The organism is Lactobacillus rodentium (assembly GCF_003423665.1).
Classification (GTDB): domain Bacteria; phylum Bacillota; class Bacilli; order Lactobacillales; family Lactobacillaceae; genus Lactobacillus; species Lactobacillus rodentium.
Window position 1 is genome coordinate 23622 of sequence record NZ_BFBY01000006.1, and the last position, 17536, is coordinate 41157.

Consider the following 17536-nt stretch of genomic DNA (forward strand, 5'->3'; position numbering starts at 1 on the left):
ATAAAAAGTGAATGTAGTAACAAAGGGAATGCGAAAGTTAAAGCATATTCCTAACAAATTAGATAATAAAATTAAAGTGTTTTTTATTAAGAAATCTACTCCAAAAATTAAATTATGGGAAACAAGATCTCCCAGAATTATTGTATCTTTGACAAGTTATAATAAACGTTTAGCAAGTGTGGTATTAACGATAAAGAGTTTGTTGAAACAAACAAAGGTACCCGATAAAATAATTCTTTATCTTTATAAAGACGAAAAAGAAAATTTGCCCATGGCACTAACTAAATTAGTTGATAAAAATAATTTAAAAATAGAATGGGTAGATGAGGATTTAAGACCGCATAAAAAATATTATTATGCCATGCAACAATTCCCCAATGACTTTATTATCACAGTAGACGATGATGTTATTTATGATAAGCATTTAATTGAATATTTATGGAATAGTCATTTAAATTTTAAAAAGAGTGTGATTGCAACCCGTGCTCATCAAATAACTTTTACAAATAATTTAATTAACCCCTATAATAAATGGAGCTGGAATAGTAAGTCTGAAAATACACCGAGAATGGATCTTGTTGCTACTGGTGTGGGTGGCATATTATATCCTCCGCATCTATTGAAAAAAGAATTACTTACCGATAAAGAAAAGATAAAAAAATATATACAAGTAGATGACTTATGGTTGAAAAATATTGAGGTAATTTCTAGAGTATCAACAGTAATTTGCGATGGAGCAGCAATTCTTGAGAGAAATAGGATTGATATACCTCATACTCAAGCTACAGCTCTATCGAATATTAATGTTAATGAAAATAATAATGATACAGCTTTAAAAAAACTAGAGAAAGAATACAGTTTTTCAAAAGGTATTTTACAAAATATAAATAAAAAGTAATTCTGTATGTTTATAATTGGAGAAAAATGGTTAAAAAAGTTAATAAATTTGATATTTCTGAGATTTTATACATATTTGGTGCGGAATTATATATTTTCTTAGGAATAATTAGGGATGCAAATTTTAGTTTGGGACAAAGAGCTTTGTTCAACAAAATAAATAAAGGGCTCTCTTTATTTTTGATGATGATACTTCTTATTAGCTTAATTATTCAACTTAAGAAGTTAACTAATAAGAAGTTTTTCTTTATTCTTATTTTTATGATTGTAGAGATATTAATCAAAATAAATGATGGTCTATTATTACCAATATCATTTTTCTTGTTAATCATAGCTTATCCCAGTACTTTAAAAATAGAAGATTTTGCTAGGTATACTTACTTTACGATGTTTGCAAGTATTTTATTAGTTTTTGTAGGTTGCTGGAGCAATTTAATAATCGATAGTGTTATATATAGAAATGGGCTTACAAGACATTCTATGGGTTTTGTTACTCCAAATTCTTATGGAAATAAAATCATTATTCTTTTATTTATAAGATTATGCTATGGATGGAATAAAAAGTGGAAATGGTATTCTATTCTGATTTGGTTTATCTTAATAGGTTATACATATTTTTATGCAAACTCGAGAGCTTCTTTTTATTTTGGTCTCCTTATAATGATTTTGGTAATTGGAAAGAAATATCAAGTTATTTCATTAGTATTAAATAAAATAATTTATAAAGTTCCAATTTTAATGTATTGTTTTAATGCAATAATCACTTTAAGTGCAATGATTTACTTTTCAAATACACAGAATTCTATTTATTATGGGATCAATAATTTAGTCAGTAATAGATTAGACTATATTACTTCATTTTATAATTTATATGGCCTAAAATTATGGGGAACAAAAAATATTGAATTTGTTTCGTGGAATGAAGCAAGTCGTTCTTATGGACTTTTAAAGTGGTTTGGAATAGATAATTCTTATGCTTATATTGCAATTGTAAATGGACTAATAGTATTAATTTTGTTTGGGATTATGTATTATTTTGCCCAAAGAAAAGCTTTTGAAGATAGAAATTTGGGAATAGAAATTTACTTAACTTTATTTGCAATAATGGGATTAACTGAAAATTATATGATGAATTACGCATTAAACTTTTCAATTTTTATATTTGCTGCCTATTTAGCATCCCATAAAGAAATAGAAAATATTGGAGCAACTAATGGAGAATAAACCATATTCATTAAAAAAAGCTGCAATTATCAATGCAGCAGGTAAATATTCTAAAATATTACTTCAAATTATTGTTGAAGTAATTTTAGCACGTTTATTAACTCCATACGATTATGGTATAGTTGCTGTCGTAACAGTGTTTACTACTTTTTTTACAACATTAGCAGATATGGGATTAGGTGCGGCAATTATTCAAGTTAAGTCCTTAACAAAAAAAGATATAGATGATATCTATAGTTTTACAGTATATTTATCTGTTGCCTTGATGAGCGTTTTTGCGTTATTAGCGTACTGGATTGCAAGCTTTTATCATAATCATGTTTATGTAGGTATTGGGCAATTACTTAGTATTGCGCTACTTTTTAATGGGCTTAATATGGTGCCAAATGGAATTTTAAATAGAGAAAAGAAATTTGGTACGATTGCGGTACGAACAGTTGCTGTTTATGTGATTTCAGTAGTAATAACAATTGGATTGGCATATTATGGCTGGAAATATTACGCTTTAGTAGCACAGGCAATTTTGGTAGCTGTTTTAACTTTTGTTTGGAACTTTATTACAACAAAGCCAAGATTTAGTTTAAGATTTTCTTTTGCACCATTAAAAAGAGTTGCAAGTTATTCAGGATATCAATTTGCTTTTAGTTTATTAAATTATTTTTCTAGAAATTTAGATAACTTACTAGCTGGAAAATTTTTTGGAAGTACGGATTTAGGATACTACAATAAGTCATATAACTTAATGCAATATCCAGTAGGTAATTTAACAGGAATTTTGACACCAGTATTGCATCCAGTTTTATCTGATTATCAACATCAAGTTGATTTGATGTATAAGAAATATATGCGTGTAGTAAAATTACTGGCAACTGTTGGTATTTATGCGCAAACAGTATGTATTTTTGCTGCTCCTGAAATAATAGGTATTTTGTATGGTAAACAGTGGCAAAATTCGGTAGTAGTTTTTCAATTATTAGGTATTTCAATTGCAACTCAAATCATTAATTCAAGTAATGGTGGTTTGTTTCAAGCTTTAGGAAATACACGGATGCTGTTTATTACAGGATGTATTAATACGGTAACAACAGTTCTTTCAATAATTGGCGGAATTTTTATAGGTAAAACTATTTATAGTTTAGCATTATGGATTTCAATTTCTTATATTTTGAATTTTGTAGTTAGTTTTTATTTCTTGATTAAACTTGGTTTTAAAAAGAGTATTCTTGAATTTTTGAAAGAACTTTTTCCATATATCTGTCTTGGAATCTTAATGGAATTTGCTACTATTTTTTATCCATTTCATATTTCTGGTTTATTTTTGTCACTAATAGTTAAGGGAATTTATATTTCGATCTTATTTATTTTTGGTGTAATAATTACAGGACAATTTAAGTTTTTGAAGAGTTTGATAAAGAGATAAAGGATTCTTGGAAGAAAATAGATTGATTGGATAGTTTTAATATTAGTATAGGTACAAATTGAAAATACTCATGAGGTAAGTTACTAATTAAATATATATGAAAAAAGAGAGTAAATTACATTTACAAAAAAAGATAAAGAGATAAAAACAACTTCAAATTCTTATAAAATTACAAGTAAAGGAGTTTATCAGGATAAAATATTTATATCATTAATAATATATTTTTGCGCATTTGGTCTGTTATTACTAAGTTTAACATTTTTAAGTCATAATCCATCCGAAATTATTGGTATTCTCATTATGTTGGGAAACAGTATTCTGCAATGCATTCTTTGTAATGCATACATTGATAACTTAAATAATATTATTCTTGAATTAAAAGAAGTATATGTTATAACAAGGTATACTTGGTTAAAATATATAGGAATAGTGGGTATATATAGTTTGATATCTTTTTATTTTCCTTCTATTTTAGGTATTTGTATTAAAGTATTAATACAATTTTTAAAATTTAATGATGTACTATTGTTTTTAGGATATCTTATATTATATTTATTAAGTTATTATTTTGAGTTGTGGATGTTAATATGTATAATTTTATATTTTATTCTAATGATAGCAGTTCTAATTTTTTATATGAGAATATCCTTTTCAGATGATAATTTCAATGAAGAGTACAAAAATAAAAATATAGGTAGTTTTTATAATTTTTTTAACTTAAAATTTGGAATATCGCAGTTGAATAAACTTAAGGATATTGCTAAAAATAATTATACTTTACGAACTTTTTTATCACCCACTAAAATTGAAGAAGCAAGTGAAATAAATGGAAAACTTATTATAAGAAATTTAAAATTTTTAAAAAAGAAAAATATTTTTGTTTTTTTAAAATTAAAGAATACTATTCTAGAAAAAAAGGAAAACCATTTTTTAAATATAGGTGCTATTTTGATATCTATGACTGCACTAATAATATCTTCTTTAAATAATTCGATTATATTTGGTAGTATTTTTCAGCCTTTGATAGATTCTTTTAATAATATTGAGAACGGACAAAAATATACTAGTATAGGTGACGGGTTACTAAGTATAGTGAGAATAATCCCATTTGGTATAATAGCGGCTTTATTGATTATAATCGTAAGCAGTCTAATTAAAGAGTGGGAAAAATATGAGAATCGTTCATTTTATACACAAATATTTTTATTTATAGAAGAAGCTGAGAAATAATATAATTACAATAGTGAGTTAAATATTTTTAATTAAGCTACTTGATAGATTTAAAGACTTAATTTAATTCTTTTTCAAAAGTTCATTCTGAGGTGAGGAAAGCGAAATTTTTTGGTAAAGAGATATTTTCTATATTACTGATTTATTGTGGAAAATAATTAATACATTATCTGTTTTAGGATTACCAGCATCCGTTGGACTAGTTATGTTAAGCAAAGAAGTTATTCCAATTATTGCAGGAAAGAAATATTTAGATGGGATACTTTCTTTATAAAGAATTCCGTGGGCAAAAGAACACGAGTATCAAAACAATTATTATGAGTTAAAATATTAAAAAATTTAGATAAAGTAGTTTAATTGTAGTGTCTTAAAGAGATTAGAGTGAAGCATTAAATTGAAAAAAGATGGTTTTCTAAAAAGTATCCCATTTAGTGGAATGAGTGTAATAGAATTATTATTGATAGTTTTGTATGTTTTTCAGAAACACATAAATTGGATTTTTGGTATAGGTATAAATTGGCTTTTGCTAGGTGGAAGTGTATCTTTTGCTTTCATAGTTATATTATTATCTGTTTGGTCTAAGAGCAGATCTTATTCAAAAAGAATTATGTATGCAGAGTCATTCTTCATATCCATTAATTGCGTTGGAATTCTTACTATAGGAATTATTAATTCGAGTCTAGGAATTAGGAAAATATCTCTCCTAGAAAAAATTATTTTTTTCCTAGTTATTGGATTGTTAATTATCTTAAACTTAAGAAAGGGAAGAATAAATAAAAAACAAAATATTAAAGAAGATTTTCTTCGAGAAACAAGTATATGCTGGATTTTAATATTATTTTTTTTACTAGCTGGTCTATCTATTGCAATAAGCCTATCTCAACTTTTATCTATAAAATATTTGTATTTTTCTTCTTTTATATTTTGGGGAATATTAATCTATTTGTATTATAGATTAGAAAAAATGAAAGAAAGAACTTTAAAAAGGGAAAAATTAAATTTAATAAAATTCCAAGTATTTGATATAATAATAAGTTCAATTTTTTATTTAACTGTAATGATTTGGATATCATCACTTCTAATATTTTATTTTCCTTATTATTTTAATTGGATAAACATATGGTTTCCTTTAATCGCTGTATCTTGTACTTTATTAATTATTTTAAAATCATATAAAGAAAATATAAAAAGGTATGATAAAGAAATAATTATTTTTTCGTGGATGTTATGTGTAATTTCCTTTATTTTTATTTTTATTATGACAATTCAAAAGAAAATTTGGGGGACATATACAGGATTAAAGGTTATATTAGGGGCAATATATGGTATTGATGCAATTATTTTGCTTACGTTAAAGCAAAAAGATGTTTTTATCAATAATCTCGAGAAGGATAGTTCTTTAATAAAAAAGAGTAATGGTGAATTGATTGCTAAAGAAATTGAGCTATTTTTGGGTAATATTACTATTTTATTTACTTTTGTAAATGTGATTTTTTATAATGATACAATTACTCAGAAAATAATTAAAATTTTATCTCCCTTTTTAGAAAATACTGTACCTCAATTTTTATATTATATTAATAAAATCGACAATTATATAAAAATAATAGCTCTTACTATAATAATTATTTTTCTAACCTTTATATTTGCGCTATTTTTACTTTTTATTGAAGAATATATTTGTAAAAAGTTATTTTTTAAGAAAAATATTCCAAAGTCCGATATTACTGATGAGAGTAAGGAATAAGAAAGAGGAGTAAGTAACTGTTATGAAGAATAAAATTCCGATAAGATTTTTTTGTTTTTTATGTAAATTCGGCTCTCTGTCAAATTTTGTTTATGATGAGAGTTAGAAGAGAATCAAGCGATTAATTCGCTTGATTCTTTTTCTTTTACTCTATTTTGTTCCAACCTAATTCTGATTAATAAATGTTTGAAATTACTATAACCATAAGCAGTACGTCCAATTTGTTTAATTTTGCGCATAACTCTTTTAAGGCACTGTCTGAGTAAGTAGAAGTAAAGACATTTAATATACCTAAATAGTTATGTTTGAAGGTAGTTAAAGGTTGATGCATTGTTTGCCGATAGTTTAGCAGAACAACATTCTAAACTTTGTTAATCAGAGAAGGCATAAGTAATCACCATCATTTCAATTTCTGAAGCGTAGAGGTAGAAGATTTTAATGTAAAAAGATTGGGACTTCTTATTTCTGCATAAAAATAAGATTAATTAATTGATTTATATGTTTTACTTTGACAAATTATATAGTTTGTTATTAGCAATTAAAGCAAAACCATTTCTAAATAGTTTATGAACTGAAGTGATAATAGTTATCTTATTAAATTTTGGTTTGATAGGCTATTGTTTATCGTGCATAAAACCCTTTTATATGACATGGCCATTTGTTATGATCAATAAGTCGATAAAGAAACTTTCGTATAAGAATATCCTTATGAATATTTTATTAAATAATATTTAAGAGAATAAAGTAGATATAAACGAGGTATTAGTTAGGTAGGTTAAAAATGTCAGATAATAATTTTAATTATACAATTTCTATTAAAAAGATAGAAAAAATTCAAGCTAAGTTAGAAGATAAAGGATTAATAATAGATTCACAATATAATATAGTTGATGTAATTGGAAAGTTAGGGTATGAAAATGTAATATTAAAGTATTCTCCATTTTTTTATGATTCATTTCAAAATTATAAAATTGGTACAAAATTATCAGATATAGTAGATTTATTTTTCTTTGATTTAGATCTCCGAAAAGAAGTATTTAGTATAATGCAACTATTTGAGCTGCGATTGAAGTCTGCGATGATTGAAATAATATCTTCTTATATTTCTCCTAACTATAATAATTATGTTAAATCAGGTAATTTTGAAGAAAAATATGAGTATAAGAATAAAAAGGGAGAAGTTTTATTTAAAACTACTCGAAAATGGTTAAGAAAGAGATTGAAGCAATATAGAAACAAATTAAATCGAGAGCCTAAAGTAGCAGAGATAATTCCCAAATTATATTTTCATGAAATTGAAGATTGGTATTGTTTATTACGTGAAGATTTAAAATATAAGGTTGCTTTATATATGAAATTTGGACCTGGTTTTGAAGTATTTCAATCTAAAATAAATGTTGAAGAGGCAACAGTATTCTTACTGCCGATGATAAATTTATATAGAGGTTATAGAAATCAGGCAGCTCATGAAGGAATAATATTTAATTACTATGACCCAGAATTAAGGTTTCCATATACAGCATATTATAATGGTCAAAAATTGATTCCAAGTGATCGACAATATCATTGTGGAATAGGAATTTTGTTACTCTTATCATATTTATTAGATCCTGATTTTCTTTTTAAAAGATTTGACGCTTCATTAGAAATTTTAATTAGAAATTATTTAATGAATCATCCAGATCAAAAAGATATAATTAAGGAAATGGGATTAGATCGGGTACACATTTTGACTAAAGATAAAAAGTATATAGAGTTTTGATCTAAAAGAGGATAAAGCAATTGAAATTTTGGGTCAAAACTCCATATTTTGTTATTGGACTATACAGAAGGAAAAATAGTTGAATTTAGAAGTTAAAAAACTTAAGGAGCAAAGCAGATTGGATAGATCCTGTTATAGAGAAAGAAGACATGTTGTAGGTAAAAGAGAACATGAAAAAAGTGAAGCTATAAAGAATTAATTGATTTCATTAATCAGTATACTTGCTTAATCAAAAAGGGACTATAAGGTCCCTTTTTGATTGTATTTATAATTAAGATGTAGAATACTTGCAAGTGAAAAACTATCAATAATGATGCTCTGTTTTACCATTTCATTAAGTTCATCCAATGTAAGTAATTTATAATCAATAATTTTTTCTTTTTGTTGAAGCACTATAGCTTGATCAAAATTAGTTTTTACTCCTGTTATTTCTGGAGAATAGAATTTTAAAGATAAGATGTAGATTTTGGTTAAATCCCAGAAATTAAGTATTCAGTATGAATTAATATGTGAAACAATTATAATATCATTAGTAAAATTTTGATTTATGGAGATAATGAATGGAAGATAATAAGAAAAAATTAAAAGAATCTAGGGTAAAAGGGGCACTTTATCCTTTAGATAATTTAACAAAAGAAGAGTGCCAACCGCAGTGGGATAAACTTCAAGAGACTATTGAGGATCCTAATGTTCAAAATATTGCGATAACGTCTGCATATGACACTGGAAAGACGAGTTTTCTCAGAAGCTTTTTTACTGATAGGAAAGATGAAGTGAAATTTATTTCTGTTCCTTCTTTTAATAAACATAGTGATGATTCTGAAACAGAACTAGAACAAAATATTATTAATCAGCTTCTATTTTCTGAAGATCCAAAGGATTTTCCTGATTCACGAATTAAAAGAATGAAAACCGTTGATGAGGAAACTATAAATCTTTTTTATTGTATTACAGTAATTGGACTTTATTGCATTTTATTATGGAACCATTCATTTGAAATAGATAAGTTAGTTCGTTTCATCATTTTTATTCTTTTTTGTATATTACTATATTTTATATTCCCCAGTCTAACTCATGCATTGGTCAAATATTCATATACTTTAAGAGCTAATTTAGGGTTGGTAGAATTAAGTACTATATCTACAACAACGGATAATAAAGATTTATTTATATTATATGGGGATGAAATAAAATATTATTTTATCAAATCAAAAAAGAGATTTCTGATACTAGAAGATATGGATAGATTTGGAGATATTACAGTTTTTCAAAGATTAAGAAGTTTAAATAGAAATCTAAATGATGCTGGAATTAGAGTGAAGTTTATATATACCTTAGATGATGGGATTTTTTTAAGTGAAGATCTAAACAATTCAACCGAAGATGAATTAAGATTAATAGATGAAAATAAAGCTGCAGAAGATAAGAGTAAATTTTTTGATTATGTCTTATCTATGGTACCAATTAATAATATATCTAATGCAGCAGAGTTTTTTGAAGAAGAAATAAAAAAATACGATTCTTTAGTTGATGAAGATGGAAAAATACGCATTAAATCGAACTTTATTTCAGGAGTGGGCATTTTTATAAATGATAGACGTGAGATTGTTAATATTATTTCTGATTTAGATACTTTTGTACAAAAATTGGTAACGGAAGATGAAAAAGAAACTTATGATTATGATAAATTATTTGGAGCTATTGTATATAAAAATGTTTATCCTCAAGATTTTAATGATTTAAAATATGGAAAATCAAAATTGAATTGGATTTTCAATAATGAAATTACATTGAGAAATGAGATAGTAAAAATAAAAGAAAAGGAAAATGATCCTGAGAAAATTTCAAGTGAAGATTCGAATATATTTAAAGATTTATCATTTGCATGGCTCCTTCACTTATCTATAGAAGAATTAAAAAATAAAGAAAATTTTTCAAAAGTATCTGTTTCAATTATAAGTTACTTAGAAAATCATCCATTATTATCTTATTTATTAAGTTCTGGTTTAATAAACAAGAATATTTCAGAATATATATCTACAACTCAATATTTTGATCTAACTTTGAAAGATAGAGAATTTATAATGGATATATTAGCTCAAAAAATTATTAAGGAGGATCAAGACGTCGATAATCCAGAAAAAGTAATTCAATATTTAAATTTAGCACAAGCGAATTACGGACTAGTTTATTCTTCAACGATAACAGAAGTATTGTTGAATGAAGATGAAGAATATTCAGCGGAGAGTTTTGATTCTAGGAATAATCTGCCTGACTTAATTAAGGGGTTAAAAAGGAGAAAAGATTTCAAGTTAATTGATACTGTAATTACAAATTTAAATCCAGTTATTGATAATAATCAAATATTACTATTAATAGCCGAATTAGGAGAGAATTGGATTGAATACTTTAAAGAAATTGTTACCGATAAAGACGAAGAATTGGTAAATAGAGATATTGTATTTTTTATAGATTTTCTTAATGAACATTTTTTCGATCCAAGATGTAAAAAGATTATTAAGTATTTGAATGATAATAGTATTTTAAGCACGCCTACTTATAGAGATATTATTATGGATAATAATCTTAACGTTGATCATTTTTATCACTAGTATTACAACTTATACTTTTGACTTTGCACGTTTATTAGTGGATATGATTGAAAATGATAAGTATGGTTATTATCATGCCACCAACGCAGAATTACCTGATACTGAAAGTGATCATGATGAAAATGGCACACTAAGACTGGCTACATTTTGAAGTACCTCATAATTGTTAGAGATAAATCTAATAATTATGAGGTGTTTTTTTGTACCAAAGTTTTTTAACCTTTAAAATATTAGGTAAGAGGTTAATTATAAAATGAAAAAATATAAAATATTAAATTTTATTGCTATTATTTTAGGATTTCTTCTTTTTAGTGGATGTAACAATATAAAGAGTTCTGCTAATTTTGATACTGCCAAAACTATTAGTAATAATAAATTATTAAGAGATACGGTGTTTTCACTAGTAGCTAGTGCAGAAAATTCAACTTTGAATTATCAAAAGAGCTATGGCTATATTGAAGATATTGGCGATGGTCGAGGGTATACGGCAGGATTGGTAGGATTTACTAGTCGAACCGGTGATTTATTAAAAGTAGTGCAGGAATATCAAAAACTCGAACCTAAGAATAAGTTAGTAAAATTTATTCCAGCCTTGAAAAAGGTAGAAGGAACTTCTTCACACGGTAAGTTGGGAAATAGCTTTGTGAAAGCATGGAAACGGTCTGCTCAAGATCCAAAATTTATTGAAGCACAAGATAAGATTGGAAAAGAAATGTATTTAAATCCTGCCGTTCATTATGCTAAAAAAGATAACTTATCTCCGTTAGGACAATATATTTATTATGATGCTTTAGTAGTTCATGGACCTGGAAATGATAAAAGTAGTTTTGGTGGCATTAGGAGAGAAGCTTTAAAACAAAGTAAAAGGCCAAAAAATAGAACTGAAGAAAGAAAATACCTTTTAACCTTTTTAAAGGTAAGAACCAAAATTATGAAAAAAGAAGCTGCGCATAGCGATCTGTCTAGATTAAATGTACAACGAAAATTTATTAATGAAGACAAGTGGAATTTGGCACTCCCGTTAAAGTGGACGATGTATGGCGATAGATATTATTTAACTAAGAAAAAGTTGGAGTCTTATTGAGAGTTGGTAAGGAAATTTTTATTTTGATTTCAAAAATAAATTTGTAAGAATGGTATACTTTAGATACTTTTTAAGCATATTGTTTTGAATATAAAAGTAATTATAAATTTTTGTTGGAAAAAAGAATAGAGGAAAATATGAGTTTAGGAGAGTTCAAAGAATTATATAATTTACTTCCAAATGAATCTCTTACAGCATTTTGGAATCCTGTTTTGGGTACTTTAGGTGAAGGAATAAGTGGAATACTTTACTGGATATTTCATAAACCAATAAAGTATAAGGCAGTTAATGAACAGGATTTAAAAAATCTATTAACTCAAATGACTCAAAAGATGAAAGAGATACCTGAAGACTGTAGAGATTCAAGTAAATTAGGATTAGTGTTGGAAACCCTACAGAACTCTGTTTATCAATTAAACCAAGAAGAGTTAAGAGTAATGTTTGCTAATTTAGTAGCCAGTTTAGCCGATAAAAGAAGAAATAGTTCTATTACTCCTCGGTATATTTATATTCTTTCACAACTTGGATATAACGATGCTATTTTCTTGAGAGAATTAGTTCATCAAAATGGTGAAAAGGTATTACATGCCCATAAGGCGTTTTTTAAGAATGGTTTTATCGATAAATTTGTAAGTGATTATTTTTTGTATTTTAGTGGAGAAAAGAAGGTACTTTCTGATTTTAAATCTTCTATTAATGTATTAGATTCTTTCGGTATTATAAATGATACAGACGAAAGACTTGAAGCCAAAATAGAAGATGATAATATAGTAAAAATTTTGAATACAAAAGTTCAAAATAAGCAAGACGGAGAGTGGTTATATAAAGATATTATTATCACTTCATTTGGAAAAGATTTTTTGAAAAATGTTGTCTGTTAGTAGAATGCGGTTTGTCAATAGTTGATCGTCCCTTTAATTCACGTTTAGATAAGAGTAAATTGACAGAAAACGGCTTTAAGCAATTACCAACTTGGCCAGATGCCATTGCACGCTATCTTGAAATTTTGAAAGACCAAGGTTTCTTTGATGAATTTGGGAAGTAAGGGTAAATTAAATTATTTTACTCGAAGTATGGTTAAGAGAGTATCATGTTAATCAATGGATTTTAGTTTACGAGTTACCTAAATTGAAGTATAATTAACTTAACAGATCAAGTTTAGAGGCAGTAGGAGTAGGTTCTAAACTAAGCAAAGTCTTGATAATAAAGTTCTATTTTAGGATTTTATATCAAGACTTTTGTTTTTATGGAGAAAATAATGATAGAGAGCAAACCCTTTAAAACTTATAATCAACAATTAAAAATTTTACGGGAAAGAGGTTTAGAAGTTCCTACTAATGGTAAACCAAAACGTGCTTTAGAAAAAATAGGATATTATACACTAATTAACGGGTATAAACCTTTGTTTTTGGCTAAAGATACTCATGGAAAAGTTATTCATCCTGAAAGGTTTATTCCTGGAGCTAGTTTTAATGAAATATTATCTTTATATAATTTAGATAAGGAATTGAGATCAATTTTATATAATGGGCTATTATTTTATGAAACTAGTTTAGGGGCCCAAATTTCATATTATTTTTCAGAAAGATATCCTGAAAGACATTCTTATTTAGCTATGGATAATTTTACAGATGATCCAAAAAAAGTAGCACGTGTCTTAAGGACAATTAATTCTTTATCTACAGTAATAAATAGATCCGTTGCCGATCACAAAGAGAATGCGATAAAACATTATGTTAATAAGCATAGACATGTTCCACTTTGGGTTTTAGTAGATTTTTTAACATTTGGCGATTTAAATTATTTTTACGGTAACTGTACTGATGAAGTAAAAATAAATATTGCAAAGAATTTTACCCAAAGACATAAACGAGAATACTCACAACGGAAAATGAACTCTATCACACCAGACACGATTGAAGCAATTAATCACTTAGTAAATCTATTTAGAAATGCTGTAGCGCATAATGAAATAACATATTCAAAATATATGTATAAATCTTCGAAATTAAAATCATTAAAAAGTATTTTAAATCTGCCTAAGTTACCAATTTCGGATCAAGCAGGAGTATTTGAGTTAATTATGTCGTTAAAAGTAGTACTCGATAAAGCAGAATTTAAAAAGTTGGCGAGAGATATAGATAGGCTTTTAGATTTCTATAAAGAAGATTTTCAATCTGTTAGTTTTATTGGAATTTTACAAGATATGCATTTTCCAGAAAATTATAAAGAATTCTTGACTATTTAAGAACAATTGGTTTTAAAAAGAGAAAGTGTAATGAAGAGATTAATTCTAAGTAAAAATGAATACGATGCAATGATTGAAACAATCGAGATTCAGTCTAATCAGTATTTAATGAGAAAAATTGTTGCAGGACAAAGAGAAGTAAATGCGGCAAAACTTCAAAGTCATGACTTAATAAATTTAGATAAAGACAATGAATAATATGAGACTAATTGAGCTGACTAACGGGTAAAATGGTAATTGCAGCCCGTAGTAACTTGCTGAATGTAATATTTCGCTAAGATACTTTTTGATGGGTTATGTCGATAATTGAATCACTATCCGTTTTCATACCTAAAAGTTATCAAAATTAATAGATTCTAAGTATTTTTCTTTTTAAATATCTGTTGTTAAACTATTAGTGATTAGTACAGATATAGAAAGGAAAAGATAAATGACTATTTTTGATGATACTTATACTTTAAGCAATGGTGTAAAGATTCCTCGTCTAGCACTTGGTGTCTGGGAAATTCCTGATGCCCAAACACCAACAGCTGTTGAAGAGGCAATTAAAATTGGTTACCGCCACATTGATACTGCTCAGGCTTATGGTAATGAAACTGGAGTAGGTGAAGGTGTTCGCAAGAGCGGCATTGCGCGTGATCAAATTTTTATTAATTCTAAAGTTGCGGCTGAAATAAAGAACTACAAGGATGCCAAGGCTTCAATTGATGAAACTTTACTAAAGATGAAGATGGATTATTTGGATATGATGATTATTCATAATCCCCAACCATGGAATGAAGTGAACCAATCAAGTGATCGCCATTTTGAAGGTAATTTAGAAGCTTGGCGTGCACTTGAAGATGCTATGAAGGAAGGAAAGTTGCGCGCAATTGGGGTATCTTCTTTTGAAAAGGAAGATTTAGATAATTTGATCAATAATTCATCAACTAAACCAATGGTTAACCAGATTCTTTGTCATATTGCAGCAACGCCCCTTGATTTAATAAAATATAGTCAAGATAACGATATTGTGGTCGAAAGTTTCTCTCCAGTTGCTCACGGTGCAGCAATGAAGGATCCAGAGATTGTTAAGATGGCTGAAAAATACGGCGTATCAGTACCTCAATTATGTATTCGCTATGATTGGCAATTAAATACTGTGGTGTTACCAAAGTCTGCTAATCCAGCACATATGAAAGCTAATAGTGAAATTGATTTTGAAATTTCACCAGTAGATATGGAAATTTTGAAAAAGATGAAGCCATTGGATTATGGGGATGCTAGTGTATTCCCAGTCTTTGGTGGGAAGATGTAAATAGACTAGAATGGTCCAGTTTTATCTGGACCATTTTTTAGTGCAAGTGAGGATAATTGATACTGAGGAGTGGTTAATAGGGTTGAAAAAGTGCTAAAATGAATATGAGGTGAGTATAAATGTCACAAACTAAAAGAATACAGGCAAATGTAAATAAAGAAGTCGCTATTCAAGCAGAAATGATTATTAATGAATTAGGGTTAACTCCTACGGCGGTAATTAATTCATTATATAAGAAAATAGCTGCGACAGGTGAAATTCCATTTAGCTTTAAACTAACTCCAGATCAATTAGCTGATTTGGAATTAAAAGAATTAGTTAAAAAAATCCCTGAAGAAAAAATTAGGAGCAAACAAGAACTAGAGGATTTCTTTGATGAAGATTAATGCAATATATACTGCTTATGTCAGTTGGAATCAGGGTGGAAAGAGAAGACCAGTCTTAATTATCGAAGATGGAGAAAAATCTGTAACAGTTTTCAAAATTACTTCAAAGTATGCTAATAAAAGTTTGAAGATAAAGAAGAAATATTATCCAATTAAAAATTGGGAGATATCGGGTCTGAAGAAAGCTTCCTATATTGATACGATTAGAAGAGTTAATCTCTTGAAAGAAGATGTCGATTTTAAATATATTGGTGAATTAACTTTAGAAGATAAAAAAGGATTAACACTATTTTTGAAACACCAGTTATAAAAAAGCAAAAGAGAGAGGTTAAAAACTTCCTTACCATTAGATTTCTTTCGTTTATAAAAAACAAATCAAAGATACTAGCAACATTAAAATAATTATGTAAAGTAAGGCGTAAGATAATGACTGATAAAGAATTACAAAATATTTCGCAGGCAAGTTATAACTGGCTTAAAAGTAATTTACAATTTTATCGCATGGGTGAAAGTACAATTGAAGTTGAAACCCCATTAATTGATGCATTTGGACAAAAAGTTTATTGCTTTATCGAAGGACTTGATAACGGCTATCGTGTTTCTGATGATGGTTGGCTCATGTATAAGTTAGATCCTAATCAAGAAGATGAAGACTTTTATGAAGCGGCAGTGGATGTTGCAGTTGGATCAGGCTTTGATTTTGATGAAGAAATCAATGAAATCTTCCAAGATGTTGAGGAAAAAGAATTGCCTTTGATGCTTAATAATCTTGCCCAACTAGAAGTAGCAATTTCTTATCTTAGATAAAGAGTTAATTTTTGAATCTGGTAATGTACCTAAGTTAAAATAAGAGTAAAGAAATGTGATAGATAGGAGATATTGTTATGTTTGATAATTCTTTATTTGATGTACTTTCCAGTAGCTGGAACAACTGGAAAGATGATGACATTGCTATTAAGCCTTATGAAGAAAATGAATACATTGTTTTAACTAATCGTGTTAATGGTTTAAATGATGGTATCAGTTTTTACTTAACTTTAAATGATGATGGAACTTATTCCTTAACTGATAAAATTTTGACTTCATATTTAGTAGATTCACAAATTACTAATATTAGACCCTTAATGAATGATTTGGCTCGAATGGCAGCAGAATATGGTGTTTTGATTGCTAACCAAGGTGCCTTTGTTAATAATGGTATCGGCTTAAGTAACTTAAATTCTGCCGTCCAAAACTTCGCCGAATTGCTTGATAATGTCGTTGATTATGCTCAATTGAATGCGCGCTAATGGAAGAAAGTAAACGTCTACAGCTCATCTGGAATGATTGGAGCCAAAATTTAGTTACAATTACTAGCATTGAAACTAACAATTATTTGGTTAAAACACGCTTACTTAATAAACATGATCAGCCGATTTCCTTTAATTTATTTTTTGATGAGAATGGCACTTACCAGATGCGTTATCAGAAAGCAAAACGGATGCTGCATTTATCTAATATTAAGGAAGAGAATTTACCGGCTGGGATTTTACGTTTCGCCTATATGATTGCTAGTAAATAAATTGTAAAAAAAGTTACTTTTATGTAACATTTTTGTAAATAAAGCAGTATAATAAAAACATAGAAATA

At 27.5% G+C, this 17536-nt stretch carries 18 protein-coding genes and 2 pseudogenes; 19 read left to right on the forward strand and 1 reads right to left on the reverse strand.

The genetic code is table 11. From position 1 onward, the window contains the following. The first annotated feature begins 7 nt into the window (after window positions 1–7). From LrDSM24759_RS04645 to LrDSM24759_RS04665, 5 genes are all read left to right on the forward strand, one after another. Window positions 8–898, forward strand: coding sequence for a glycosyltransferase (locus LrDSM24759_RS04645; protein ID WP_245953340.1), 891 nt, complete (start codon window positions 8–10; stop codon window positions 896–898). Between the two features lie 26 nt (window positions 899–924). Continuing rightward, window positions 925–2121, forward strand: a complete 1197-nt coding sequence (locus LrDSM24759_RS04650; protein ID WP_117118328.1) for a hypothetical protein — start codon at window positions 925–927, stop codon at window positions 2119–2121. After that, window positions 2111–3541 (forward strand): lipopolysaccharide biosynthesis protein, encoded by a 1431-nt coding sequence (locus LrDSM24759_RS04655; RefSeq protein WP_117118329.1) that lies wholly within the window; start codon window positions 2111–2113, stop codon window positions 3539–3541. Before LrDSM24759_RS04650 ends, LrDSM24759_RS04655 begins: the two co-directional genes overlap by 11 nt. A gap of 300 nt (window positions 3542–3841) precedes the next feature. After that, window positions 3842–4771, forward strand: a complete 930-nt coding sequence (locus LrDSM24759_RS04660) for a hypothetical protein (RefSeq protein ID WP_117118330.1) — start codon at window positions 3842–3844, stop codon at window positions 4769–4771. A gap of 394 nt (window positions 4772–5165) precedes the next feature. Next, the gene (locus tag LrDSM24759_RS04665; RefSeq protein ID WP_117118331.1) at window positions 5166–6518 is read left to right on the forward strand and encodes a hypothetical protein; all 1353 of its coding nucleotides are present in this window, start codon (window positions 5166–5168) and stop codon (window positions 6516–6518) included. Window positions 6519–6631: 113 nt separating this feature from the next. Here the strand turns inward: LrDSM24759_RS04665 and LrDSM24759_RS04670 are convergent. Further along, a pseudogene (locus tag LrDSM24759_RS04670) lies at window positions 6632–6864 on the reverse strand (transposase); the annotation flags it as partial. Window positions 6865–7299: 435 nt separating this feature from the next. Here LrDSM24759_RS04670 and LrDSM24759_RS04675 point away from each other — a divergent pair. From LrDSM24759_RS04675 to LrDSM24759_RS04730, 14 genes and pseudogenes are all read left to right on the forward strand, one after another. Next, a complete protein-coding gene (locus LrDSM24759_RS04675; RefSeq protein ID WP_117118332.1) occupies window positions 7300–8280 on the forward strand; it encodes an Abi family protein in 981 nt (326 codons plus the stop codon). A gap of 560 nt (window positions 8281–8840) precedes the next feature. Next, complete coding sequence (locus LrDSM24759_RS04680) at window positions 8841–10892, forward strand: YobI family P-loop NTPase (protein WP_117118333.1); 2052 nt, start codon at window positions 8841–8843, stop codon at window positions 10890–10892. 7 nt (window positions 10893–10899) lie between these two features. After that, window positions 10900–11048 (forward strand): annotated as a pseudogene (locus LrDSM24759_RS04685) (dTDP-4-dehydrorhamnose reductase); the annotation flags it as partial. Between the two features lie 97 nt (window positions 11049–11145). Further along, window positions 11146–11976: a chitosanase gene (locus LrDSM24759_RS04690; protein ID WP_117118334.1), complete on the forward strand. Its 831-nt coding sequence runs from the start codon at window positions 11146–11148 to the stop codon at window positions 11974–11976. 137 nt (window positions 11977–12113) lie between these two features. Then, entirely contained in the window at window positions 12114–12857 is a 744-nt protein-coding gene (locus LrDSM24759_RS04695) for an Abi-alpha family protein (protein WP_117118335.1), read from the forward strand. An 11-nt stretch (window positions 12858–12868) separates the two neighbouring features. Continuing rightward, window positions 12869–13021: a hypothetical protein gene (locus LrDSM24759_RS07720; RefSeq protein ID WP_157964241.1), complete on the forward strand. Its 153-nt coding sequence runs from the start codon at window positions 12869–12871 to the stop codon at window positions 13019–13021. A 213-nt stretch (window positions 13022–13234) separates the two neighbouring features. Beyond that, window positions 13235–14224: an Abi family protein gene (locus LrDSM24759_RS04700; RefSeq protein WP_157964242.1), complete on the forward strand. Its 990-nt coding sequence runs from the start codon at window positions 13235–13237 to the stop codon at window positions 14222–14224. Window positions 14225–14254: 30 nt separating this feature from the next. Next, window positions 14255–14422, forward strand: a complete 168-nt coding sequence (locus tag LrDSM24759_RS07725) for a type II toxin-antitoxin system Phd/YefM family antitoxin (RefSeq protein WP_157964243.1) — start codon at window positions 14255–14257, stop codon at window positions 14420–14422. A gap of 232 nt (window positions 14423–14654) precedes the next feature. After that, entirely contained in the window at window positions 14655–15521 is an 867-nt protein-coding gene (locus LrDSM24759_RS04705) for an aldo/keto reductase (protein ID WP_117118337.1), read from the forward strand. A gap of 119 nt (window positions 15522–15640) precedes the next feature. Continuing rightward, window positions 15641–15907: a type II toxin-antitoxin system RelB/DinJ family antitoxin gene (locus LrDSM24759_RS04710; RefSeq protein ID WP_117118338.1), complete on the forward strand. Its 267-nt coding sequence runs from the start codon at window positions 15641–15643 to the stop codon at window positions 15905–15907. Continuing rightward, entirely contained in the window at window positions 15897–16217 is a 321-nt protein-coding gene (locus LrDSM24759_RS04715; RefSeq protein ID WP_117118339.1) for a MazF family toxin-antitoxin system, read from the forward strand. The genes LrDSM24759_RS04710 and LrDSM24759_RS04715 overlap by 11 nt, the downstream gene beginning before the upstream one ends. Window positions 16218–16333: 116 nt before the next feature. Continuing rightward, window positions 16334–16714 (forward strand): DUF1828 domain-containing protein, encoded by a 381-nt coding sequence (locus LrDSM24759_RS04720; protein ID WP_117118340.1) that lies wholly within the window; start codon window positions 16334–16336, stop codon window positions 16712–16714. 77 nt (window positions 16715–16791) lie between these two features. After that, complete coding sequence (locus LrDSM24759_RS04725) at window positions 16792–17196, forward strand: hypothetical protein (protein ID WP_117118341.1); 405 nt, start codon at window positions 16792–16794, stop codon at window positions 17194–17196. Beyond that, window positions 17196–17468 (forward strand): hypothetical protein, encoded by a 273-nt coding sequence (locus tag LrDSM24759_RS04730; RefSeq protein WP_117118342.1) that lies wholly within the window; start codon window positions 17196–17198, stop codon window positions 17466–17468. Before LrDSM24759_RS04725 ends, LrDSM24759_RS04730 begins: the two co-directional genes overlap by 1 nt. Window positions 17469–17536: the final 68 nt, after the last annotated feature.

Excerpts from the sequence above, each read along its gene's own strand:
- LrDSM24759_RS04650 (WP_117118328.1), top strand. The coding sequence starts at position 925 with ATGGTTAAAAAAGTTAATAAATTTGATATTTCTGAGATTTTATACATA.
- LrDSM24759_RS04655 (WP_117118329.1), top strand. The coding sequence starts at position 2,111 with ATGGAGAATAAACCATATTCATTAAAAAAAGCTGCAATTATCAATGCA.
- LrDSM24759_RS04660 (WP_117118330.1), top strand. The coding sequence starts at position 3,842 with ATGTTGGGAAACAGTATTCTGCAATGCATTCTTTGTAATGCATACATT.
- LrDSM24759_RS04675 (WP_117118332.1), top strand. The coding sequence starts at position 7,300 with ATGTCAGATAATAATTTTAATTATACAATTTCTATTAAAAAGATAGAA.
- LrDSM24759_RS04680 (WP_117118333.1), top strand. The coding sequence starts at position 8,841 with ATGGAAGATAATAAGAAAAAATTAAAAGAATCTAGGGTAAAAGGGGCA.
- LrDSM24759_RS04690 (WP_117118334.1), top strand. The coding sequence starts at position 11,146 with ATGAAAAAATATAAAATATTAAATTTTATTGCTATTATTTTAGGATTT.
- LrDSM24759_RS04695 (WP_117118335.1), top strand. The coding sequence starts at position 12,114 with ATGAGTTTAGGAGAGTTCAAAGAATTATATAATTTACTTCCAAATGAA.
- LrDSM24759_RS04700 (WP_157964242.1), top strand. The coding sequence starts at position 13,235 with ATGATAGAGAGCAAACCCTTTAAAACTTATAATCAACAATTAAAAATT.
- LrDSM24759_RS07725 (WP_157964243.1), top strand. The coding sequence starts at position 14,255 with ATGAAGAGATTAATTCTAAGTAAAAATGAATACGATGCAATGATTGAA.
- LrDSM24759_RS04705 (WP_117118337.1), top strand. The coding sequence starts at position 14,655 with ATGACTATTTTTGATGATACTTATACTTTAAGCAATGGTGTAAAGATT.
- LrDSM24759_RS04710 (WP_117118338.1), top strand. The coding sequence starts at position 15,641 with ATGTCACAAACTAAAAGAATACAGGCAAATGTAAATAAAGAAGTCGCT.
- LrDSM24759_RS04715 (WP_117118339.1), top strand. The coding sequence starts at position 15,897 with ATGAAGATTAATGCAATATATACTGCTTATGTCAGTTGGAATCAGGGT.
- LrDSM24759_RS04720 (WP_117118340.1), top strand. The coding sequence starts at position 16,334 with ATGACTGATAAAGAATTACAAAATATTTCGCAGGCAAGTTATAACTGG.
- LrDSM24759_RS04725 (WP_117118341.1), top strand. The coding sequence starts at position 16,792 with ATGTTTGATAATTCTTTATTTGATGTACTTTCCAGTAGCTGGAACAAC.
- LrDSM24759_RS04730 (WP_117118342.1), top strand. The coding sequence starts at position 17,196 with ATGGAAGAAAGTAAACGTCTACAGCTCATCTGGAATGATTGGAGCCAA.